This window comes from Kosakonia sp. MH5, assembly GCF_009935945.1.
Classification (GTDB): domain Bacteria; phylum Pseudomonadota; class Gammaproteobacteria; order Enterobacterales; family Enterobacteriaceae; genus Kosakonia; species Kosakonia radicincitans.
The window spans coordinates 323026-345043 of the sequence record NZ_QODH01000004.1; the positions used below are offsets into that span (position 1 = coordinate 323026).

The following is a 22018-nucleotide window of genomic DNA, read 5'->3' on the forward strand; positions in this document are numbered from 1 at the left end:
AGCCCTTCTCTGGGGGAATGGCTGAAGGGGCGACAATGTGATGGTATGATAAGAATTATTAGTGTCTGAGATTGTCTCAACGCTCCACTTTTCAAAGGTACAGTTATGATCATCGTTACCGGCGGCGCGGGTTTTATCGGCAGTAACATTGTTAAAGCCCTGAATGATAAAGGCATCACTGATATTCTGGTGGTGGACAACCTGAAAGACGGCACCAAGTTTGTCAATCTGGTTGACCTGCACATCGCCGACTACATGGATAAAGAAGATTTCCTGATCCAGATTATGGCCGGGGAAGAGTTCGGCGACATTGACGCGGTATTCCACGAAGGTGCGTGCTCCTCCACGACAGAGTGGGACGGCAAGTACATGATGGATAACAACTATCAGTACTCTAAAGAGCTGCTGCATTACTGCCTGGAACGTGAAATCCCCTTCCTGTATGCCTCTTCCGCAGCCACGTACGGCGGTCGTACCTCCGACTTCATTGAATCCCGCGAGTATGAAAAACCGCTGAACGTTTACGGCTACTCAAAAATGCTGTTTGACGAATATGTGCGCAGCATTCTGCCGGAAGCGAATTCACCGGTTGTCGGTTTCCGCTATTTCAACGTTTATGGTCCGCGTGAAGGCCACAAAGGCAGCATGGCAAGCGTGGCTTTCCATCTCAATACCCAACTGAACAACGGTGAAAGCCCGAAACTGTTCGAAGGTAGCGATAACTTTAAGCGCGACTTCGTCTACGTTGGCGATGTGGCTGCCGTGAATCTGTGGTTCTGGGAAAACGGCGTTTCCGGTATTTATAACCTCGGCACTGGCCGCGCAGAATCTTTCCAGGCGGTTGCGGATGCGACGCTGGCTTACCATAAGAAAGGTTCTATTGAGTACATTCCGTTCCCCGAGAAACTGAAAGGCCGCTACCAGGCGTTTACCCAGGCGGATCTTACTAACCTGCGCAAAGCGGGCTATGACAAGCCATTTAAAACCGTTGCCGAAGGCGTCACCGAGTATATGGCCTGGCTGAACCGCGACGCGTAAGTATGAAAATTTTGGTCATTGGCCCGTCATGGGTGGGCGACATGATGATGTCGCAAAGTCTCTATCGCACGCTCAAAGCGCGCTTTCCCCAGGCGATAATCGATGTGATGGCACCCGCGTGGTGCCGTCCTCTTTTATCACGCATGCCGGAAGTCAACGAAGCGATCCCGATGCCATTGGGCCACGGCGCGCTGGAAATTGGCGAGCGCCGCAAGCTGGGCCATAGCCTGCGGGAAAAACGCTATGACCGGGCATACGTCCTGCCAAACTCCTTTAAATCGGCGCTGGTCCCCTTCTTTGCCAGAATCCCTCATCGTACCGGCTGGCGCGGCGAGATGCGTTATGGGCTGCTGAACGATGCGCGGGTACTGGATAAGCAAGCCTGGCCGCTGATGGTCGAACGCTACGTAGCGCTGGCCTATGACAAAGGCGTCATGGCCTCGGCGAAAGATCTGCCGCAGCCGCTACTGTGGCCGCAGTTGCAGGTCAATGACGGGGAAAAAACACAAGCCTGCGCCGCATTTGCCATCTCAGCAGAGCGCCCGATGATTGGCTTCTGCCCCGGCGCGGAGTTCGGCCCGGCCAAGCGCTGGCCGCACTATCACTATGCGGAACTGGCAAAGCAGTTGATTGACGAAGGTTATCAGGTGGTGCTGTTCGGTTCCGCGAAAGACCATGAAGCTGGCAACGAGATCCTCGTCGCGCTGAATGTCGAGCAACAAGCCTGGTGCCGCAATCTGGCCGGGGAAACCCAGCTGGAACAAGCCGTGGTGTTGATCGCCGCCTGCAAAGCGGTCGTCTCCAACGACTCCGGTTTGATGCACGTCGCCGCCGCGCTCAACCGTCCGCTGGTGGCGCTGTACGGCCCAAGCAGCCCGGATTTTACCCCGCCGCTGTCGCATAAAGCGCGCGTCATCCGTTTGATTTCCGGCTATCACAAAGTGCGTAAAGGCGATGCTGCCGAAGGCTATCACCAGAGCCTGATCGATATTACGCCGCAACGCGTACTGGAAGAGTTAAATGCATTGCTGCTGGATGCGGAAGGATAACCGATGCGGGTATTGATCGTGAAAACCTCCTCAATGGGCGATGTGCTGCATACCTTGCCCGCGCTGACAGATGCCATGCAGGCGATTCCTGGGGTCCGCTTTGACTGGGTGGTCGAAGAGGGATTTGCCCAGATCCCCTCCTGGCATGCCGCCGTTGATCGCGTTATTCCGGTGGCAATCCGCCGCTGGCGTAAAGCCTGGTTTTCCGCGCCCATTGTGGCAGAGCGCAAAGCCTTCCGCGAAGCCGTGCAGGCCGAACGTTACGATGCCATTATTGATGCGCAGGGCCTGGTGAAAAGCGCCGCGCTGGTTACCCGGCTGGCGCGCGGAGTAAAACACGGGCTGGACTGGAGCAGCGCCCGCGAGCCGCTGGCAAGCCTGTTTTACAATCTTCGCCACCACATCGCAAAACAGCAACATGCGGTGGAACGTATCCGCGAGCTGTTTGCAAAAAGCCTCGGTTACGCAAAACCGCAAACCCAGGGCGATTATGCGATTGCGCGCCATTTTGCCGTTGCCGATACGGCGCATCCGCCGTACGCCATCTTTTTGCACGCCACCACCCGCGATGATAAACACTGGCCGGAAAGCCGCTGGCGTGAACTGCTCGAATTAATGCAACCAACCGGCATCCATATTAAACTCCCATGGGGTGCGGAACATGAACGCCAACGAGCGGAACGCATGGCTGCGGGCTTTGATCATGTTGAAGTTTTGCCTAAACTTTCGCTGGCGCAGGTTGCGGCGCAACTTGCCGGCGCGCAGACTGTCGTTTCCGTCGATACGGGGCTGAGCCATTTAACGGCTGCGCTCGATCGCCCCAATATCACGCTGTTTGGCCCAACCGATCCGGGGCTAATTGGCGGATACGGCAAAAATCAGCATCAGGTGGTAAGCCCAACCGGGCGGATGGGAGATATAACAGCGGATGAGATTTTCACGTTTCTTCAGAACCACCAGCCACTGCGCGACAGAGATGCCTAATCAATGAGTTATATTTTTCTGCTGATTTTATTACTGCCGGTGAAAATCATCCGCAAGTTATTCCGTAAGAAAACCGGGCGCAATCTGGTCATTCAAACGGCTAAAATCGGCGATTTTATTAACGTGACACCCTTACTGGCGTACCTGCAGAAAAGTGACGTACTGATGAGCCGAAGCGTCAGCATGCTGGCACAGCATGATGAGACCATTGAAACGGCTTTTTTTATTGAGCAGCGCAAACGCAATCTGTGGCAAAAACTCAGTTTCGCCTGTCATATCATGAACCGCTACGACAATGTTTATCTGCTGCAACCGAATAGCGCAAACCTGTTCTTTGCCGCTGTTTGTAATGCCAGTAATAAGCAGTTTCTCAGTACTTACGCGCGCAAGTGGTATCACGGGGTCTTCTATGCAACGGCAGATGGTATCGTCGATCATGGAAAAAAGACGTTGTCCGTAACCAATTATCTGCAGCTGGCTGACCGTTCACTGTCCTGGGAGATGTCTCCCAAGCATGCGACAAAACCGCTCTTCAGGCCTGCCGTCTATCCGGAGATCCTCGATAAACCCGGCGTCATTCGTATCGGTATCAGTATTTCCGCAGGTAACAAAGCCAAAACGGTTCCGCCGGTTATCTGGAAACGGATTGTTGATTGCCTGGCAACGCTACCCTGCGTGTTTTACGTGTTTGGAACGCCGAATGAGCAGTCGTGGATGGATGACATTACCGCAGCCTACGGCAACTTCCCCAATTTCGTTAATATGATAGGTAAAGTCTCACTTGAAGAATTGCCCTGGGCTATATCCAAAATGGACTGCTATATCGCTTCGGATTCGGGGAATATTTATATCGCCGATGCGGTTAATGTTCCGGTCGTTATGCTATTCGGGCCGTGTTGCCATTACGAACAACGCCCCTTAGGCAAGACACTTTTGATTGGTGATGACAAGAATATTTGCTCTTATGTTTTTGAAACACAATATTATTTTTCGCAAGATCGTGAGGAATTATTTGCCGTTACCGATACCTCGCTTGATCAGATTGAACAATTCATTCGTGAATTACCCAAAGCCAGCGCATTACTAAATGTTAGCGACGCACAAGGTAACTGATTCTATGGCTTTTCTTAGCGTCATCATCGCAGCACATAACGCTGAAAAAACACTTACCGCGACCCTTGAAAGCCTGCTGGCAGCAATCGATACCTGCGCTCAAGAGCTCGAAATTATTATTTTTAACGACAGCTCAGAAGATGCAACGCAAACCATTATTGATGCGTGGAAGGATAAATTACCGCACGTTATTAGCCGTCAGGTAAACTACCGCAATGTCGGCCAGGTTCGTAATAGTGCCGTTTCTCTGGCCTCGGGTGAATACATCACAATGCTCGATAGTGATGACCAGCTAAAACCCAATAGTCTGCGTGATGCAGTAAATTTCCTCAAAGCACAGCAGCCAGATATGCTGTTGACACGTTTGCTTGAGATCCGCGATACCAGCAAAATTTCCACCTCGTGGCAGGGTTTTAATCCGATACCGTTATCAACACATGATGCTGTGCGACGTTTTCTACTCCATAAGGATTTTCAGGCGCATCTTATTGGGCAGTTTATCCGTCGGGAGCTCTATAACAGTAATCCCATTCCTTCAATGATTTGTTACGAAGATTTTGCTGTATTTCCCGGGATGTTGATGCAGGCTAAAAAAATATTTTATCAGCGCCAGGGATATTATTATTACATTAAACGTAACGACAGCCTCTCCAGTACCCTGAGCGCCAGCAAAATTGCGCCGCTTATTGAGTGTACGTTACAGATGGAAAAAACCTTTCCACGGAAATTCCGGCACCTGGTTAATTGCCACTGGTTTGATATTTACAGCAATCATAAGAAATATCTTACTGATAAACAGTTGCTCATAGTCAGGCAGCGCGTCAGTGAGCTTTATTCGCTTTCATTTTATCTGTCCAGCGATGTTCGTTTCAGCTATAAAAAAAGGGTCATTGAGGCACTATGGAAAAAGTAAGATTACGGCTTTATCTGTTAACACTTGTTTTAGCATTTGCCTCGGTGGCACTTGCCCTTGTCAATTCAGGCATGCAGAGACAATGCTTTTATATTGCCGTATACGCCAGTATTATTGGCTTACTTTTTGAGTACAAACGAATTTCCCTTCGTCCTTTTAGTATCGCACTGCCAATTTTACTTATCGGCGTGTTAAATCTGGCGTGGTACTTCATTTATGAATACCAGACGGAAGGCATTAACAGATATAGCGACTACCTTGGCGCCAGCAAGAAGCTGATGCTGGCAAGCTTGTTAGTTTTCTATATTGATCGATTTAAGTACTACGTAACCAAAGAGAACTTCCAGAAATATTTCCTGATCGCCACAGCTACGGGTTATACGCTGGCAACGGCTTACGGCCTGTGGCAAGCCTCACAGGGCGTGGATCGCGTTATGATGGCAATTAATCGCGCGACCGTGTCCGCCTATGTGTATTCCGTTCTTTCGTTGGCCTTCGTTTATAGCCTCTATTTGCAGCAAAGTGTAAAACTCTACGTGCTGGCTGGCGTCACTATTTTGCTTTCCTGGTTCATTATTCTACTGACCGGTACGCGAGCGGCTATGGGGCTGTATTTAATTCTGGCCATTGTGCTGACACTTTACCATTTCCGTAAATTCCATCTTAAATCCATGGTGATTTTTTGCTGCATCGTGGCAGGTATTTTTCTCGTAAGCTATAAGCCGCTGATTGAGCCTAAGATTGCACAAACGCAATCGGAGATTGAGGATTATCAGAAAGGTCAGGATAGTACTTCACTCGGCGCTCGCTTCTCCATGTGGATTATTGGCGTACAAAACGGCCTTGCACACCCATTAGGGCAGTCCATCGAGAGCCGTGAAATCTGGTCGCAAAATTATGTCAACGATGGGCATCCGCATCTTGCGGCCTCACTTGAATACATCAGGATTCATTTGCACAATGAATTTATCGAGAAGTATTCGCTTCAGGGTATCCCGGGGCTGCTGCTGCTCTTATTCTTCTTTATTTCGGTGATTTCTTACGCCATCCGCAATAATAACGGACTGCTGCTGGTGACAGTGCTGCTTTTACTACTGTACGGAATGACTGACGTCATACTTCTGAGTTCCGAGGCGGTGCTATTCTTTATGGCCATCTTTGCGCTGGCCACATCCTTTTCGCGAAGGGAAGCGTGACGATAAAAAAATGCCCGATAAATCGGGCATTTTTTATTTCTGCTGCTGATAAAACCCGGCCAGCGTCATACCCTGTGTTCTGGTAGCCAGCCACTCAAACAGCTCTTCAAGATCCCGGTACAGCCCCTCAATCGCGGCCTCATCCTTAAAGGTTGGGCTGCCACCCGGCATAAATTCCGATGAATGCAGCATAAACTCGACGTATCCATTCCCTTGCGCCAGACATTTTTGCGCAACATCAATCATCTGTGCTGTATTTCCGCCGGAAGGGCGTAACCAGTTCACCGAAGGCGAACGGTATTTACCGCGCAACCGATCGTAGCTCTGCTTAATCACGTTGAGCCACGCGGGATGCTTATATTGAATACTCATCGGAACCTCAAGCAGTGAACTGGTTCCGGGCTTAGAAATATCATCAACATCAATGAAATAGGCATGCTGCGGGAAATGCTGGTAATCCGTACCGCCAGAACCCTGCGGCGCGCCTTTCGCATTACGCCAGTTAACACGAGGTGTAACCGAACAGTCTACCTGGTAGCCCAGTTCGATAAGCAATTTCGCGTAGCGGCTGTCGAACGCCCAGCGTCCGGCGCGATGGCTCAACATTTTGGTGCTGAATGTATCCTCAAGTAACTGCGTCATAAAACAGACTTTTTCACGCAATACTGCCGAGGGATACTCAATCAGATAGGGCTGCCAGCGCCAGTCATCGCCCGTTAAATCATGATCCGGGGGGCTATTCCATGCATGCAGGTGCATCCCAACCTCCCCTTCCCCCCGGGCGATGACGTCTTTCGCGAACTCAACAAACGCTGGATCGGTTGCCATTTCATAATTGGTTAGCCAGACAGGTTTAAACCCGAAACGCTCACACAATGATTGAAAACGTGCCAGATACCGCGCGTTCTCCGTTTTGATCTCGCGGCGATTTTGCCAGAGGTTATCACCCTCTGTATCAATCGTGATGATAAACGCCGGTTTATCCATATTTAGCCCAGGTAAAATAAAGGTCAGCGCTATGTTACGCACTCTCATCACAATGAGTAAACCCTTAGAGATAAAATCCTGACGGCATGGAGAAAGAGTGCAAGACAACAGCAGGTCTATTAGAATTGCAGGCAGGTTGTTGCCGATAAGACGATGATGAATAACATACTGAATACGCCTGATTTACGCATTTTATTGATTAAACTTCGTCATCATGGCGACATGTTGCTGACCACTCCGGTGATAAACTCGCTTCGCCGGGGCTTGCCGGATGCACAGATTGATGTCCTGCTGTACGAAGAAACACGCGATATGCTGGCAGCGCACCCGGCGATTAATACGATTTACGGTATCGATCGCAAATGGAAGCAACTTGGTACGCTCAAACATTTGCAAAAAGAGTGGCAGTTACTGTGCGCACTCAGGGCCCGCCAATATCATCTGGTGATAAACCTTGCCGATCAATGGCGCAGCGCTATCGTTACTCGCTTTACCGGCGCACCGGTTCGTCTCGGCTTCGGCTTCAATAAACGTAAAAACGCCTTTTGGCGCTTTTGTCATACCGAACTGGTTTCCGTTGCAAACCACAATGCGCTGCACACCGTTGAGCAGAATTTATCTATTCTTTCTCCTTTATCGGTTCCTCCCGTCTCAACGGTGACGATGAGTTACAGCGCGGATGACTGGAATTTCGCCCGGCAACAGCTGACAGCACAAGGCGTCAGCGATCGCTATATCGTTATTCAGCCAACATCACGCTGGTTCTTCAAGTGCTGGGATGAAAACAAAATGGCGCAAACTATCACGGCGCTGCGACAGGAAGGCCATACCATTGTGTTGACGGCCGGACCGGATAAAAAAGAGCTGTCGATGGTCGACAGGATCCTCAGCGCATCGCCGCAGGACGGCGTTATCTCGCTGGCAGGCCAGCTCTCGCTGCGCCAGCTTGCGTCGCTTATCGACCATGCCGATCTGTTTATTGGTGTTGATTCTGTACCCATGCACATGGCCGCAGCGTTGCAAACACCCTGCGTTGCGCTTTTCGGCCCGTCAAAACTCACTTTCTGGTCGCCCTGGCAAGTTAATGGCGAAGTTATCTGGGCGGGTAATTTTGGGCCACTCCCCGACCCTGACGCCGTTGATACTAAAACCAGTGAACGTTATCTCGACGCTATCCCCGTTGATGCGGTTGTCGATGCAGCGAAGAGGTATCTGGCATGAAACGTCATCGGCTGGCTATTGTTCGTCAAAAATATCGTCCTGATGGCGGTGCGGAGCGCTTTGTTTCCCGTGCGCTCATGGCGCTTGGTAATCAGGATCTGGAATTAAACGTCATCACCCGCGAATGGCAAGGGGAGCGCCAGGACGACTGGCACATTCATATTTGCAATCCCGCCAAATGGGGACGTATTAGCCGGGAACGGGGCTTTGCTAACGCTGCGCGCGCGCTATGGCAGGAGCAGCAATTTGATATCGTTCAGAGTCACGAGCGTATTGCGGGTTGCGATATCTATCGCGCCGGCGACGGCGTGCATCAACGTTGGCTCCGGCAGCGTTCGCGTATTCTTCCCGGTTGGCGTGCAAAAATGCTGATGCATGACCGCTATCACCGCTATGTTATGCGCGCCGAACGCGAAATGTATCAGTCGCCAGAGCTGAAAGCAGTCATCTGCAATGCGGAGATGATTAAGCGAGAAATCATCGAAGACTTTTCCGTTGACGCAAAAAAGATTCACGTCATTTATAATTCAATAGATTCCAGCCGTTTCATTCCGGCTGAGAGCGCGCAGCGTGCAGCGTTGCGCCAGCAGTATGGGCTTCCTGCTGCTGCAACTGTTTTTTGCTTTGTTGGCTCGGGTTTTGAACGAAAAGGCCTCGCTGCGGCGATTGAGGCGATAGCAGGAACTACGGCTTATCTGATTGTCATAGGCCAGGATAAAGCAGAAAAGCGTTATCAGGCGCTTGCCCAGTCACTGGGCTGTAAAGAACAGATCCGGTTTATGGGTATGCAAAAAGAGACGCTGCCTTTTTATCAACTTTCCGATGGCCTGTTGCTACCAACGTTGTATGATCCTTTCCCAAACGTCATTCTGGAAGCGATGGCATGCGGTTTACCCGTCATCACTTCGGATAGCTGCGGTGGAGCGGAATTTATAGAGCAAGGAAGTAATGGTTTCTTCTGTGATGCCCTTGATATCGGCAAGTTAAGAGAGGCTGTGATGGCCATTCCATCACTGGAAAAGAGTAATGACATGGGCAGGAAAGCCCGCGATAAGGTTAAGGACTCAACCCCAGGAAAGCTGTCAAGCCAGCTAATTTCGCTTTATCAAAATATTCTGGATTAATATGCGCATCCTGATGATTATTGATGGCTTACCCGGTGGAGGCGCAGAAAAAACCGTCCTCACGCTCTCCAGCGGCTTAGTGGAAATGGGACACCAGGTCTCGCTTTTCTCACTGCGTAAAGTGTGCGATTACCCCATTCCCGAAGGTGTGGATTTCCAGGTAATTCAGGATAAATGCAAAAAACCCTGGCGCAAGCTGACAGAGATCCCGCGTCGGGCAAAGCTGTTAGATGAAGCGATTACTACGGCAGAACGTAGCGGAAAGTTTGATATTGTTTTTTCCCATCTGCATAAAACCGACCGTATTGTTGCCCACAGCCGCGCGCTTGATCGCGACAAAGTCTGGTTTTGTATTCACGGCATGTTCTCATTTTCTTATCTTTGCCACCGCCGTGGATTTTCCCGCTGGTTTAAGCATCTGAAGATTCGGCACACCTACGAAAACCGCAATGTGGTGGCCGTCTCGTCAGCCGTGCTGCACGATCTTTCCGACACGCTGGCAATCCCTCTGCGTCGCAGCGCAGTTATCCATAACCCCTTCGATATTGAAGCTATCCAGCAACTGGCCGAACAGCCGTTTGAAATGCAGGGGCAGGATTACCTGATTCACGTTGGGCGTTTCCACGAACACAAAAGGCACGACCGCTTGCTGCGCGCTTATGCGCTTAGCAAAATCGAGGCGCCTTTAGTGATGATGGGTAACGGCTCAGATGCAAAAATCGCCCAGTTAAAGGCGCTTGCAGGCAGTCTTGGAATCGCTGACAGGGTTGTGTTTCGTTCATTTGTACCTAACCCCTATCCCTGGATCAAGGGTGCTCGCCTCTTAGTGTTAAGCTCGGACTGCGAAGGATTTGGTAATGTTCTGGTCGAGGCGATTATCTGCCAGACGCCACCGGTGAGCACTAACTGCCCGGGTGGGCCGGCGGAGATTTTGACAGGGCCACTTGCTCGCGGCCTTAGCGGCCTGAGCGACGAGTCGCTGGCAAAAACGTTATCCGATATGTATGCCAATAATTCCCAGGGAATAGATGGCGAGAAAATTTCATCTTACGGTATCAACGCGATTTGCCAGCAGTATCTTGCTCTGGCGGAAAATAATAAGTAATCAGGTTTCTTATGCAAATTTCAGCGCCTATGTTAAGCGTGGTGGTTGCCGTCTATAACGGCGAAGCGTTCCTCGACCAGTTTTTCACTTGCCTCGTCGCACAAAAAATCGACAGCATGGAAGTGATCATTGTCAATGATGGTTCTACGGATGGATCGATGCAGATCGTGGAACAATGGCGCGATCGACTACCGCAGTTACAGGTTATTGAGCAAGAAAACCAGGGTGTATCGGTTGCCCGCAATTCCGGGCTTGCCTGCGCAAAGGGAAAATACATCTCTTTTCCGGACATTGATGACGTTTTCAAACCCGGTATGTATCAGCGCCTGCTTGACATGGCCAACACAGGGAATCTGGATGTTGCGACCTGTAACGGTAACTATGTCTGGGAAAACGACAAAAAACCCACCCGTCCGATTTTTCCGCCTGAAAAGTTACAGTCAACGGGCGTCATGACCGGCCCGGCATGGCTTAAACAGGCCCTGGATTCGCGTAAATTCCTGCATGTCACCTGGCTGAATATCTATCGCCACGATTTCATTCTTCAGAATAACTTTCATTTCGAACCGGGTCTTCGCCACCAGGATATTCCCTGGACAACGGAAGTTCTGCTCGCTGCCGAGCGCGTGCAATATACCAGCGAGCAATTTTACGATTACTACATCCACTCAGCGTCTGTTTCGCACATGCCGGACACTGACGACACGCTGATTCGCTCGGCGCGCCACTACATGAAAATCCTGCAAATGCTGGACGCAATTAACCAGCGCTATGCGGATAAAGTGAAAAATATACCGGCATGTTACTGGCAGATAGCCAAAGAAGGGCTCGGCATCATCCATACCTTTGATAACATGAAGGATGAAAGCAAGAAGGCGATGATCATTCGCGAGTTTTTCGAAAAAGGCATCTGGAAGCTCATCTGGAAAAGTGCAAAAAGTCCACGTTTGCGCTGGCGCCTTGGCCGCCGCTACTTCCGTCTCAAAAGGTATCTGGCATAAGGTATAGCTTTAGCTGCCCTAAATGCTTAGAATTTGCCCGCCGAATCTTAAAAAAACGGATAGTCGCTTGGAATTGTTGTATACCACCCTGCTTTACTTAATACAGCCTCTGGTGTGGTTGCGATTATTACTTCGCAGCCGCAAAGCCCCTGCTTACCGTAAGCGCTGGGCTGAACGCTATGGATTTTGTCGTAACAAAGTGAAGCCGGACGGTATTTTGCTGCATTCCGTCTCCGTAGGCGAAACCCTGGCGGCGATCCCGCTGGTACGTGCGCTGCGCCATCGCTACCCTGCATTACCGATCACCGTCACCACCATGACACCAACCGGCTCGGAACGCGTGATGTCCGCGTTTGGTAAAGACGTTCATCACGTTTATTTGCCCTACGATCTGCCGTGCGCCATGAACCGTTTCCTGAATACCGTGCGCCCGAAGCTGGTGATCGTAATGGAGACCGAGCTATGGCCGAATATGATTTCCGCCCTTCGTGCCCGGAAAATTCCGCTGGTAATTGCTAACGCGCGCCTTTCCGAGCGCTCGGCGAAAGGCTATTCCCGGTTGGGTAAAGCGATGCGTCGTTTGCTCAGCAAAATCACCTTAATTGCCGCGCAAAACCAGGAAGATGGCGACCGTTTCCTGCAACTGGGCCTGAAACGTAATCAGCTTACCGTCACCGGTAGCCTGAAGTTCGATATTTCTGTGACGCCGGAACTTGCCGCGCGCGCCGTGACGCTGCGCCGCCAGTGGGCGCCGCGCCGTAAAGTATGGATTGCCACCAGTACGCATGAAGGTGAAGAAACCATCATTTTACAGGCGCACCGCAAGCTGCTGGAAACCTTCCCCGATTTGCTGCTGATCCTGGTTCCTCGCCATCCTGAGCGTTTTCCGGATGCGCGCAACATGACGCAAAAAGCCGGGTTCAGCTACATCCTGCGCAGCTCGGGCGAGATCCCGTCCGGCAGCACCCAGGTGGTCATTGGCGATACCATGGGCGAACTGATGCTGCTGTACGGCATTGCCGACCTTGCTTTCGTCGGCGGCAGCCTGGTTGAACGCGGCGGTCATAATCCTCTGGAACCCGCTGCCCATGCCATTCCTGTGCTGATGGGGCCGTATACCTTTAACTTCAAAGACATTTGCGCACGTTTGCAGGAAGCGGAAGGGCTGATCACTGTGACCGATGCCGATTCGCTGGTGAAAGAAGTTTCCACACTGCTGACGGATGAAGACTACCGTTTATGGTACGGTCGCCATGCCGTTGAGGTTCTGCACCAGAACCAGGGCGCGCTGGCGCGTCTGCTGCAACTCCTGCAACCGTATTTGCCTCAGCGGAGCCATTAATGTCCAGACGTTTGTCGGTGGTGATGATCGCCAAAGATGCGGCGGATCTGCTGCCCGATTGCCTTGCGTCCATAGCCTGGGCGGATGAAATCGTGCTGCTGGATTCCGGCAGCAGCGATGATACCCCCGGCATTGCCAGCCGCGCCGGTGCTAAAGTCTTCAGCCATACCGACTGGCAGGGTTATGGTATTCAGCGTCAAATTGCCCAGCGTTATGCCAGCGGCGACTATATTCTGATGATTGATACCGACGAGCGCGTAACCCCTGAGCTGGCAGAACAACTGCGTCAGGCGCTGGCTGCGCCGCAGCCCGGCGCGGTTTATAGCATTGCTCGTCGCAATTATTTTCTCGGGCGTTTTATGCGCCACAGCGGCTGGTATCCGGATCGCGTCACGCGCCTGTACGAACGCGAACGTTACCAGTACAACAATAACCGCGTTCATGAGTCACTCGATGCGCCACAGGCGCAGACTATCGCCCTGAGCGGTGATTTACTGCATCTGACCTGCCGTGATTTCGCCAGTTTCCAGCGCAAGCAGCTCAATTACGCCACGGCGTGGGCGCAGGAACGTCATCAGCATGGGAAAAAAACCTCGCTGCCGGGGATTTTCGCTCATACTTTGGGCGCATTCGCAAAAACGTTGCTGCTGCGCGGCGGCGTGCTCGATGGCAAACAGGGCTGGCTACTGGCGGTGGTTAACGCGCAGTATACGTTTAATAAATACACCGAGCTGTGGGCGCTGAACCACGGTTATTCAGAGAAAGAATAAGCGATGAGTACAAAAGCGATTTATCCCGGTACTTTCGATCCGATCACCAATGGCCACATCGATATCGTGACCCGCGCTGCGACCATGTTTACTGAGGTTGTACTGGCCATTGCCGCCAGCCCAAGTAAGAAGCCGATGTTCAACCTTGAAGAACGCGTAGCGCTGGCGCAATCGGCAACAGCACATTTATCAAATGTGACAGTGGTGGGATTCAGTGATTTGATGGCGAACTTTGCCCGCGCGCAGCAGGCAAATATTCTGATCCGCGGTCTGCGTGCCGTCGCAGATTTCGAGTACGAAATGCAACTGGCGCATATGAACCGCCATCTGATGCCGGAACTGGAAAGCGTGTTTCTGATGCCGTCGAAAGAGTGGTCGTTTATCTCTTCATCGCTGGTGAAAGAAGTGGCGCGCCATCAGGGCGATGTCGCTCACTTCCTGCCGCCGAACGTGCATCAAGCGTTGCTGGAGAAGCTTAGTGCCTGATGGCGCTTCGCTTATCAGACCTGCAACACCGCTGTGCCTGACCGCTATTTAGCAAAGCACAACAGCATCCCGCAGCCGCCATCCAGCAAAAATGCGCTTATTTCTGGCAGCGGCGACAGTAAAACGTTGAGCGCTGTGCGTGCTTCGCGGCCATAATCGGCGTACCGCAGACGCGACAAGGTTCCCCTTCCCGCCCGTACACCTGTAACTCCTGCGCAAAATAGCCGGGTTTCCCGTCGCTTTGCAGGAAATCTTTCAGCGTGGTTCCGCCCTGTTCAATGGATCGCAACAGCACGGCTTTGATCACCCTCACCAGGATTTCACACTCCTGGCGCGACAGCGAAGAGGCCAGGCGATCGGGATGGATCCCGGCGGCGAACAGCGATTCGCTGGCGTAGATGTTTCCTACGCCGACCACCAGCTTGTTATCCATCAGCCAGGGTTTGATGGCCGTCTTTTTCTTCGCGCACTTCTGCTGCAAATAATCGGTATTAAAGGCTTCGCTTAACGGTTCAGGGCCAAGGTGTGCCAGCACATTGTGGCCTTCCAGCTCTTTGGTCCACAGCCATGCGCCAAAGCGGCGAGGATCGGTGTAGCGCAGCACTTTGCCGTTGCTCATCACCAGATCAACATGGTCATGCTTTTCAGCCGGAAGCTCATGGGGAAGGATGCGTAAGCTGCCGGACATACCCAGATGGATGATGATCCAGCCATCCGGCAGCTCCAGCAGCAGATATTTCGCGCGGCGCTGAACACTCAGCACCGGTTTATCGCTCAGGGCGTGGATCTCATCGGAAACCGGCCAGCGTAATCGCCCGTTGCGTACCACCGCATGAAGAATGGTTTCGCCAACCAGGTGCGGTTCGATACCCCGGCGGCTGGTTTCTACTTCGGGTAATTCAGGCATCTCATCTCCGGCTTGCGGGTTATCAGAAATGCAAAAACCCCGACAGTGCGGGGTTTTTGTGCAAGAAAACTAAAATTATTTGATTTTAGCTTCTTTGTACAGCACGTGCTGACGGACAACTGGATCGAATTTTTTCAGTTCCAGTTTTTCCGGCTTAGTACGTTTGTTCTTCGTGGTGGTGTAGAAGTGACCAGTACCAGCGGAAGAAACCAGCTTGATTTTCTCACGAATACCTTTAGCCATGATTTATATCCTCTAAGTACTTAGTACTTTTCGCCACGGGCACGCAGTTCAAACAGAACTGTATCGATGCCTTTCTTATCAATTACACGCATACCTTTAGCAGATACACGCAGGGTGACAAAACGCTTCTCGCTCTCAACCCAGAAACGGTGAGAGTGCAGGTTCGGCAGGAAACGGCGTTTAGTCGCGTTCAGTGCGTGGGAACGGTTGTTACCGGTCACCGGACGCTTGCCAGTAACTTGGCAGACTCGGGACATGTCTATTCTCCAAAAATCAAATTAGCTCGAGCTTCGTATGGGGTATCGGCGCCTCGTCAGGCTTTACAGCCCGGTCATCGCAGTTCTACACGTCATCTTTCCGGCTGCCTCTGTGTTGGCTGCGCTCGCTTATCCAGGTCACGTACTTATACGCTCACGGGGATTCACTCTCTTGCCGCCCTGATGCAACTTGAATGATTTAGTGTCTAAGTGAACTCTCGATTGCCAGGCCCAAATGCCAAACCCGAGATTCTCAAAGGTGGCGTAGTATACGCTGAGTCGGCGGTGTGCTCAAGTCCCGAACAGACAAAGATCCCGATGGATCGCCTAAAATGGCTTAAATCCAGCCGCGTTCTGCAAACGAAACGCACTCTCCGCGACCAACAACCAAGTGATCAAGCACACGGATGCCCATGAACTGGCAGCATTTTATCACTCGCTCAGTGATTTGCTTATCCGCCTTGCTTGGCTCAGCGTTACCTGAAGGGTGATTATGCGCGAGGATCACAGCGGCTGCATTCACTTTTAACGCTTCACGCAGAATTTCCCGCGGATGCACTTCGACATGGTTAATGGTGCCGCTAAACAACCGGCAGTGCTTCAGTATCCGGTTCTGGTTATCCATCAGGATCACCATAAAGATCTCGCGCTCTTCTCCCGCTAGCTGACTCTGCAGGAATTCACGCGTCATATCAGGACTTAGCAGCGAGTTCTCTTCCAGCAGGCGCGCATTATAGTAACGACGCGCCAGCTCGCCGATGCCTCTTAACTGCGCATATTTCGCCACGCCGATTCCGTGTACATCCTGAAAATCTTCCAGCTCGGAAGAGAGCAATGTATAAAGCGAACCAAATTGCTTCAGCAGTTCGCGGGCAACGGTTAATACACACTTTCCTCGCGTTCCGGTGCGCAGAAAAAGCGCTAATAATTCCACATCCGATAGTGCCTCAATGCCGTACTGCAGCATCTTTTCGCGCGGCTTCTGGGGTGTCAAAACAATGTCCATATTACCTCCTCCCGATCCCACATTTATGTTGCCATTTCACGCCCCCCTCTTTCGACAACCAATTTCAAAGCCTGCGTAGCGCCTCGCAAAGTGCTCTGCGGGCAAAAGCACGACAACATCAGGATTGTGATAAAATGCCCAGCTTCTGGTGAAATCCAACAGGAAAGAATCATGATCAGTCTGGCGGGTAAAAAAATTGTCCTCGGCGTAAGCGGCGGTATTGCGGCTTACAAAACGCCTGAGCTGGTGCGCCGTCTGCGCGATCGCGGCGCGGAAGTTCGCGTGGTAATGACCGAAGGCGCCAAAGCCTTCATTACTCCGCTGAGCCTGCAAGCCGTTTCCGGGAATCCGGTTTCCGACAGCCTGCTCGATCCCGCTGCCGAAGCGGCAATGGGCCATATCGAGCTGGGTAAATGGGCCGACCTGGTGATTCTGGCGCCCGCCACCGCCGATTTGATTGCCCGCGTCGCCGCCGGAATGGCCAACGACCTGGTTTCCACGATTTGCCTCGCCACCCCTTCGCCTGTCGCGGTAGTACCAGCGATGAACCAGCAAATGTATCGTGCCGCAGCAACCCAGCATAATTTGCAGGTGCTGGCCTCACGCGGTCTGCTGCTGTGGGGGCCGGACAGCGGTAGTCAGGCCTGTGGCGATGTCGGCCCTGGCCGCATGCTGGATCCGCTGACGATCGTCGATATGGCAGCCGCGTATTTTTCGCCTGTCAAAGATCTGCAACATCTGAACATCATGATTACCGCCGGCCCGACCCGTGAGCCGTTAGATCCTGTGCGTTACATTACTAATCTCAGTTCCGGTAAGATGGGCTTCGCCATTGCCGCCGCCGCCGTCAGCCGCGGAGCGAACGTCACGCTGGTTGCAGGCCCGGTCACGCTACCGACACCTGCGCTGGTGCAACGCATAGATGTCACCACCGCGCTGGAGATGGAAGCAGCCGTGCAGCGTAGTGCGCAGCAGCAGCACATTTTTATCGGCTGTGCCGCCGTCGCGGATTACCGCGCGGCCAGTGTGGCGGAAGAGAAAATTAAAAAACAAGGCGATGAAATCACGATAAAAATGGTAAAAAACCCGGATATCGTCGCTGGTGTAGCCGCACTTTCTGCCCATCGCCCCTTTGTCGTGGGGTTTGCCGCCGAAACAAATAATGTGGAAGAATATGCCCGGCAGAAACGCGCCCGCAAAAACCTTGACCTGATTTGCGCTAACGATGTTTCACAATCAGATCAAGGCTTTAATAGCGACAACAACGCATTACATCTTTTCTGGCAGGAGGGCGACAAACGTCTGCCGCTGGAACGCAAAGAACTTCTGGGACACCAATTACTGGACGAGATAGTTACCCGTTATGATGAAAAAAATCGACGTTAAGATTCTGGACCCGCGTGTCGGCAAGCAATTTCCGCTACCGACTTATGCCACCTCCGGTTCCGCCGGACTTGACCTGCGCGCCTGTCTCGACGACGCCGTAGAGCTGGCGCCAGGCGCAACAACGTTGCTGCCAACCGGTCTGGCAATCCATATTGCCGATCCGTCGCTCGCTGCGGTTATTCTGCCGCGTTCAGGGCTGGGCCATAAGCATGGCGTGGTGCTGGGTAATCTGGTTGGTCTGATTGACTCGGATTATCAGGGGCAACTGATGGTTTCCGTCTGGAACCGCGGCCAGGACAGCTTCACTATCGTTCCGGGCGAACGCATCGCGCAAATGGTGTTTGTACCAGTTGTGCAGGCAGAATTTAATCTGGTGGAAGAGTTCGACGCGACTGAACGCGGCGAAGGCGGCTTTGGCCATTCCGGGCGTCAGTAAACCGCTCTATTTAACGCATCACACGGCGAAATAACGCGATAACATCACCGCAAACGCACATTGTTTGCGGTCGCCGTGTGGTCGCTCGCCTGACAAGTGTTTATTTTCAGGGGTATTTTAGAACATGGCAGAAAAACAAACTGCGAAAAGGAATCGCCGCGAGGAAATACTTCAGTCTCTGGCGCTGATGCTGGAATCCAGCGATGGAAGCCAGCGTATTACTACCGCGAAACTGGCCGCTTCCGTTGGCGTATCCGAAGCCGCTCTGTACCGTCATTTCCCCAGTAAAACGCGCATGTTCGATAGCCTGATTGAGTTTATCGAGGATAGCCTGATCACCCGCATCAACCTGATTTTAAAGGATGAGAAAGACACGACCACTCGACTGCGCCTGATTATGCAGCTAATCCTCGGCTTCGGTGAACGTAACCCTGGTTTAACGCGCATCATGACCGGCCACGCGCTGATGTTTGAGCAGGATCGCTTGCAAGGGCGCATTAACCAGCTTTTCGAACGCATTGAGGCGCAGCTGCGCCAGGTCCTGCGCGAGCGCAAAATGCGTGAAGGCGAGGCCTATGCCACTGACGAAACGTTGCTGGCAAGCCAGTTGCTGGCGTTTTGTGAAGGGATGCTGTCGCGCTATGTGCGCAGTGAATTTAAATACAGCCCAACCGACGACTTTGACGCCCGCTGGCCGCTGCTCGCCGCGCAACTACAATAATCTCTCTTTATGCAGCCTTTGTGGCTGCATTCTCACTTTCCGGCAATCTGTGAAAAAACCAACGCAATTCGTTAACTGTTGATGGCCTCCAGCACCTCCGTTTATTCACTCTATGTGAACACGCAGGGCACAAAACTGTTATGACACACGCCCGGCAGGCAACGCCTGCCGGGCACTACGGTTATACGCCGTACTGTTCGCGATACGCACGAACCGCAGCCAGGTGATCGGCCATCTCCGGCTTCTCTTCCAGATACGCAATCAAATCTTTCAGCGTGATAATTGAGATCACTTTGCAGCCGTAATCACGCTCCACTTCCTGAATCGCAGAGATGTCAGCGCGGCCGCGCTCCTGACGATCCAGCGAAATCAGCACGCCAGCCAGCGTCGCGCCATTGGCCTGGATAATTTCCATCGACTCGCGGATAGCGGTGCCCGCGGTAATGACGTCATCCACCAGCATCACCCGGCCCTGCAACGCGCTACCGACCAGATTGCCGCCTTCACCGTGATCTTTCGCTTCTTTACGATTAAAACAGTACGGCACATCGCGCTCATGATGTTCCGCCAGCGCCACCGCAGTGGTAGTCGCAATCGGAATACCTTTATAAGCAGGGCCAAACAGCAGGTCGAAATCAATCCCGGAATCCACCAACGCTTCGGCGTAAAAACGGCCTAACAGAGCCAGATCGCGCCCGGTATTAAACAGCCCGGCGTTGAAGAAATAGGGGCTTTTACGCCCGGATTTCAGCGTGAATTCGCCAAACTTCAGTACCTGCTTATTAAGCGCAAATTCAATAAACTGACGCTGATACGCTTTCATGGATTCGCTCCTCATCTCACTTTTCAATTTACAGATTATGCAAAATAGTTCGCGCAGCATCGCGAAGGCAACCAGAGCCTGCCGCTAGCAAAGAGGCTGCGTGAAGTATGACGCGCAAAAAAAAGGGCGACTCTCAGTCGCCCTTAATAATTAATTCGCCAGCGCCGCTTTCTGCGTCGCGATAATCGATTCGATTCCCCCTCTGGCCAGCGCCAGCAGAGTCAATAACTCTTCATGGGAGAACGGCTCGCCTTCCGCCGTGCCCTGAACTTCAATCATGCGGCCATCTTCGGTCATCACCACGTTCATATCGGTCCCGGCGGCGGAGTCTTCCACATACTCCAGATCGCACACGGCCTCGCCGTTAACGATACCCACGGATACGGCGGCAACCATGCCTTTCATCGGATTGGTTTTCAGTTTTCCGGCCGCAACCAGTTTGTTCAGCGCATCCGCCAGCGCTACACAAGCACCGGTAATAGACGCGGTACGGGTGCCGCCATCGGCCTGGAGCACGTCGCAGTCGAGCGTGATGGTGAATTCACCCAACGCGTTCAGGTCAACCGCTGCACGCAGCGCACGGGCAATCAGGCGCTGGATTTCCATGGTGCGACCGCCCTGTTTGCCTTTCGCGGCTTCACGCGCGTTGCGGGTATGGGTGGAACGCGGCAGCATGCCATATTCAGCGGTGATCCAGCCCTGTCCCTGACCTTTCAGGAAACGCGGCACACCTTCTTCAATAGAGGCGGTGCAGAGCACTTTGGTATCACCAAATTCAACCAGCACGGAGCCTTCAGCGTGTTTTGTATAGTTACGGGTCAGGGTGACGGGACGCACCTGAGTGGCGCTACGACCTGCTGGACGCATGATGATTTCTCCGGCTATTCGAATGTGGCAGCGCATTATACTGGCTTACCGTGGTTATTCCTATCCTGATAAGGCCACGAAAGCTATAATCCCCGCATCTCTCTTTAAAAACGGGAACGTCTATGATCCGCAGTATGACCGCCTACGCCCGGCGTGAAATCAAGGGTGAATGGGGCTCAGCCTCCTGGGAACTGCGCTCGGTAAACCAGCGTTATCTCGAAACTTACTTCCGCCTGCCGGAGCAATTCCGCAGCCTTGAACCGGTTGTCCGTGAACGTCTTCGTACCCGTCTGACTCGCGGCAAAGTGGAGTGCAACCTCCGTTTTGAACCCGATTCCAGCGCGCAAGGGGAACTGATCCTCAACGAAAAACTGGCTAAACAGCTGGTATCTGCCGCCAACTGGGTCAAATTGCAAAGTGACGAAGGGGAAATTAATCCGGTAGATATCCTGCGCTGGCCTGGCGTGATGGCTGCACAAGAACAGGATTTGGATACCATCGCGGCACAAATTCTCGCTGCGCTGGACGGTGCGCTGGATGACTTTATCGTCGCCCGTGAAACCGAAGGTCAGGCGCTGAAAGCGCTCATCGAGCAGCGTCTGGAAGGTGTGAGTACCGAAGTCGCCAAAGTACGTGCACATATGCCGGAAATCCTGCAATGGCAGCGCGAGCGGCTGGTTGCCAGGCTCGAAGAGGCGCAGGTACAACTGGAGAATAATCGCCTTGAGCAGGAACTGGTGCTGATGGCGCAACGTATCGATGTTGCCGAAGAACTGGACCGGCTCGAAGCGCATGTAAAAGAGACCTACAACATTCTGAAGAAAAAAGAAGCCGTGGGTCGTCGCCTCGACTTTATGATGCAGGAGTTCAATCGTGAGTCGAACACGCTGGCATCCAAGTCGATTAATGCTGAAGTCACCAATTCCGCTATCGAGCTGAAAGTGTTGATTGAGCAAATGCGCGAGCAGATCCAGAATATTGAGTAATCTTTTTCGCGCTGTAGCTTTACCAGTAAAAAAGCCATCTAAAAAATGGCTTTTTTA

The 22018-nt window shown here is 52.3% G+C and carries 24 protein-coding genes; 17 read left to right on the top strand and 7 right to left on the bottom strand.

The genetic code is table 11. The features are described 5' to 3' along the window. Positions 1 to 105 precede the first annotated feature (105 nt). From rfaD to DK872_RS13760, 6 genes are read left to right on the top strand one after another with little or no spacing between them, the layout of a single operon-like run. Positions 106 to 1038: an ADP-glyceromanno-heptose 6-epimerase gene (rfaD, locus tag DK872_RS13735; RefSeq protein WP_007369507.1), complete on the top strand. Its 933-nt coding sequence runs from the start codon at positions 106 to 108 to the stop codon at positions 1036 to 1038. A 2-nt stretch (positions 1039 to 1040) separates the two neighbouring features. Continuing rightward, on the top strand, positions 1041 to 2087 hold the full coding sequence (gene rfaF / locus DK872_RS13740; protein WP_161518453.1) for an ADP-heptose--LPS heptosyltransferase RfaF: 1047 nt from the start codon (positions 1041 to 1043) through the stop codon (positions 2085 to 2087). A gap of 3 nt (positions 2088 to 2090) precedes the next feature. After that, positions 2091 to 3071 (top strand): lipopolysaccharide heptosyltransferase RfaC, encoded by a 981-nt coding sequence (gene rfaC / locus DK872_RS13745; protein WP_161518454.1) that lies wholly within the window; start codon positions 2091 to 2093, stop codon positions 3069 to 3071. Between the two features lie 3 nt (positions 3072 to 3074). Next, complete coding sequence (locus DK872_RS13750; protein ID WP_007369504.1) at positions 3075 to 4184, top strand: glycosyltransferase family 9 protein; 1110 nt, start codon at positions 3075 to 3077, stop codon at positions 4182 to 4184. Positions 4185 to 4188: 4 nt separating this feature from the next. Continuing rightward, positions 4189 to 5097 (top strand): glycosyltransferase family 2 protein, encoded by a 909-nt coding sequence (locus DK872_RS13755; protein WP_035886786.1) that lies wholly within the window; start codon positions 4189 to 4191, stop codon positions 5095 to 5097. Continuing rightward, positions 5085 to 6293: an O-antigen ligase gene (locus tag DK872_RS13760; RefSeq protein WP_035886787.1), complete on the top strand. Its 1209-nt coding sequence runs from the start codon at positions 5085 to 5087 to the stop codon at positions 6291 to 6293. The genes DK872_RS13755 and DK872_RS13760 overlap by 13 nt, the downstream gene beginning before the upstream one ends. A 33-nt stretch (positions 6294 to 6326) precedes the next feature. On the opposite strand, the gene DK872_RS13765 is transcribed toward DK872_RS13760, so the two are convergent. Then, on the bottom strand, positions 6327 to 7280 hold the full coding sequence (locus DK872_RS13765) for a polysaccharide deacetylase family protein (RefSeq protein WP_035886859.1): 954 nt from the start codon (positions 7278 to 7280) through the stop codon (positions 6327 to 6329). A 153-nt stretch (positions 7281 to 7433) separates the two neighbouring features. On the opposite strand from DK872_RS13765, the gene rfaQ reads away from it, so the two are divergent. From rfaQ to coaD, 7 genes are all read left to right on the top strand, one after another. Then, positions 7434 to 8501 carry a putative lipopolysaccharide heptosyltransferase III gene (rfaQ, locus tag DK872_RS13770; RefSeq protein WP_035886789.1) on the top strand — a complete coding sequence of 356 codons (1068 nt, stop codon included), beginning with the start codon at positions 7434 to 7436 and terminating at the stop codon, positions 8499 to 8501. Then, the gene (locus tag DK872_RS13775; RefSeq protein WP_007369499.1) at positions 8498 to 9625 is read left to right on the top strand and encodes a glycosyltransferase family 4 protein; all 1128 of its coding nucleotides are present in this window, start codon (positions 8498 to 8500) and stop codon (positions 9623 to 9625) included. The genes rfaQ and DK872_RS13775 overlap by 4 nt, the downstream gene beginning before the upstream one ends. Position 9626: 1 nt before the next feature. Beyond that, complete coding sequence (locus tag DK872_RS13780; protein ID WP_035886790.1) at positions 9627 to 10730, top strand: glycosyltransferase; 1104 nt, start codon at positions 9627 to 9629, stop codon at positions 10728 to 10730. 11 nt (positions 10731 to 10741) lie between these two features. Beyond that, positions 10742 to 11731, top strand: coding sequence for a glycosyltransferase (locus DK872_RS13785; RefSeq protein ID WP_035886791.1), 990 nt, complete (start codon positions 10742 to 10744; stop codon positions 11729 to 11731). Between the two features lie 67 nt (positions 11732 to 11798). Then, positions 11799 to 13073 (top strand): lipid IV(A) 3-deoxy-D-manno-octulosonic acid transferase, encoded by a 1275-nt coding sequence (waaA, locus tag DK872_RS13790; RefSeq protein WP_007369496.1) that lies wholly within the window; start codon positions 11799 to 11801, stop codon positions 13071 to 13073. Further along, on the top strand, positions 13073 to 13843 hold the full coding sequence (locus DK872_RS13795; RefSeq protein WP_071921699.1) for a glycosyltransferase family 2 protein: 771 nt from the start codon (positions 13073 to 13075) through the stop codon (positions 13841 to 13843). Before waaA ends, DK872_RS13795 begins: the two co-directional genes overlap by 1 nt. Before the next feature lie 3 nt (positions 13844 to 13846). Further along, on the top strand, positions 13847 to 14329 hold the full coding sequence (coaD, locus tag DK872_RS13800) for a pantetheine-phosphate adenylyltransferase (protein WP_007369494.1): 483 nt from the start codon (positions 13847 to 13849) through the stop codon (positions 14327 to 14329). 97 nt (positions 14330 to 14426) lie between these two features. On the opposite strand, the gene mutM is transcribed toward coaD, so the two are convergent. The 4 genes from mutM to radC form a co-directional block, all read right to left on the bottom strand. Next, positions 14427 to 15236 carry a bifunctional DNA-formamidopyrimidine glycosylase/DNA-(apurinic or apyrimidinic site) lyase gene (gene mutM / locus DK872_RS13805; RefSeq protein WP_007369493.1) on the bottom strand — a complete coding sequence of 270 codons (810 nt, stop codon included), beginning with the start codon at positions 15234 to 15236 and terminating at the stop codon, positions 14427 to 14429. Positions 15237 to 15311: 75 nt separating this feature from the next. Continuing rightward, positions 15312 to 15479 (bottom strand): 50S ribosomal protein L33, encoded by a 168-nt coding sequence (rpmG, locus tag DK872_RS13810; protein ID WP_003024094.1) that lies wholly within the window; start codon positions 15477 to 15479, stop codon positions 15312 to 15314. 20 nt (positions 15480 to 15499) lie between these two features. Next, complete coding sequence (gene rpmB, locus DK872_RS13815; protein WP_071921700.1) at positions 15500 to 15736, bottom strand: 50S ribosomal protein L28; 237 nt, start codon at positions 15734 to 15736, stop codon at positions 15500 to 15502. Positions 15737 to 16073: 337 nt separating this feature from the next. Continuing rightward, positions 16074 to 16742 carry a DNA repair protein RadC gene (gene radC / locus DK872_RS13820; protein WP_071921701.1) on the bottom strand — a complete coding sequence of 223 codons (669 nt, stop codon included), beginning with the start codon at positions 16740 to 16742 and terminating at the stop codon, positions 16074 to 16076. Positions 16743 to 16913: 171 nt separating this feature from the next. Between radC and coaBC the strand changes: the two genes are divergently transcribed. The 3 genes from coaBC (at position 16914) to slmA (ending at position 19285) form a co-directional block, all read left to right on the top strand. After that, on the top strand, positions 16914 to 18128 hold the full coding sequence (gene coaBC / locus DK872_RS13825; RefSeq protein ID WP_161518455.1) for a bifunctional phosphopantothenoylcysteine decarboxylase/phosphopantothenate--cysteine ligase CoaBC: 1215 nt from the start codon (positions 16914 to 16916) through the stop codon (positions 18126 to 18128). After that, a complete protein-coding gene (gene dut / locus DK872_RS13830; RefSeq protein ID WP_035886792.1) occupies positions 18106 to 18564 on the top strand; it encodes a dUTP diphosphatase in 459 nt (152 codons plus the stop codon). The genes coaBC and dut overlap by 23 nt, the downstream gene beginning before the upstream one ends. A 124-nt stretch (positions 18565 to 18688) precedes the next feature. Then, positions 18689 to 19285 (top strand): nucleoid occlusion factor SlmA, encoded by a 597-nt coding sequence (gene slmA, locus DK872_RS13835; protein ID WP_074776281.1) that lies wholly within the window; start codon positions 18689 to 18691, stop codon positions 19283 to 19285. A 181-nt stretch (positions 19286 to 19466) separates the two neighbouring features. Here slmA and pyrE read toward each other — a convergent pair whose 3' ends face one another. Beyond that, positions 19467 to 20108: an orotate phosphoribosyltransferase gene (pyrE, locus tag DK872_RS13840; protein ID WP_007369488.1), complete on the bottom strand. Its 642-nt coding sequence runs from the start codon at positions 20106 to 20108 to the stop codon at positions 19467 to 19469. Positions 20109 to 20258: 150 nt separating this feature from the next. Then, positions 20259 to 20975 (bottom strand): ribonuclease PH, encoded by a 717-nt coding sequence (gene rph / locus DK872_RS13845; RefSeq protein ID WP_007369487.1) that lies wholly within the window; start codon positions 20973 to 20975, stop codon positions 20259 to 20261. A 122-nt stretch (positions 20976 to 21097) separates the two neighbouring features. Between rph and DK872_RS13850 the strand changes: the two genes are divergently transcribed. Further along, positions 21098 to 21961, top strand: a complete 864-nt coding sequence (locus DK872_RS13850; RefSeq protein ID WP_079517218.1) for a YicC/YloC family endoribonuclease — start codon at positions 21098 to 21100, stop codon at positions 21959 to 21961. Positions 21962 to 22018: the final 57 nt, after the last annotated feature.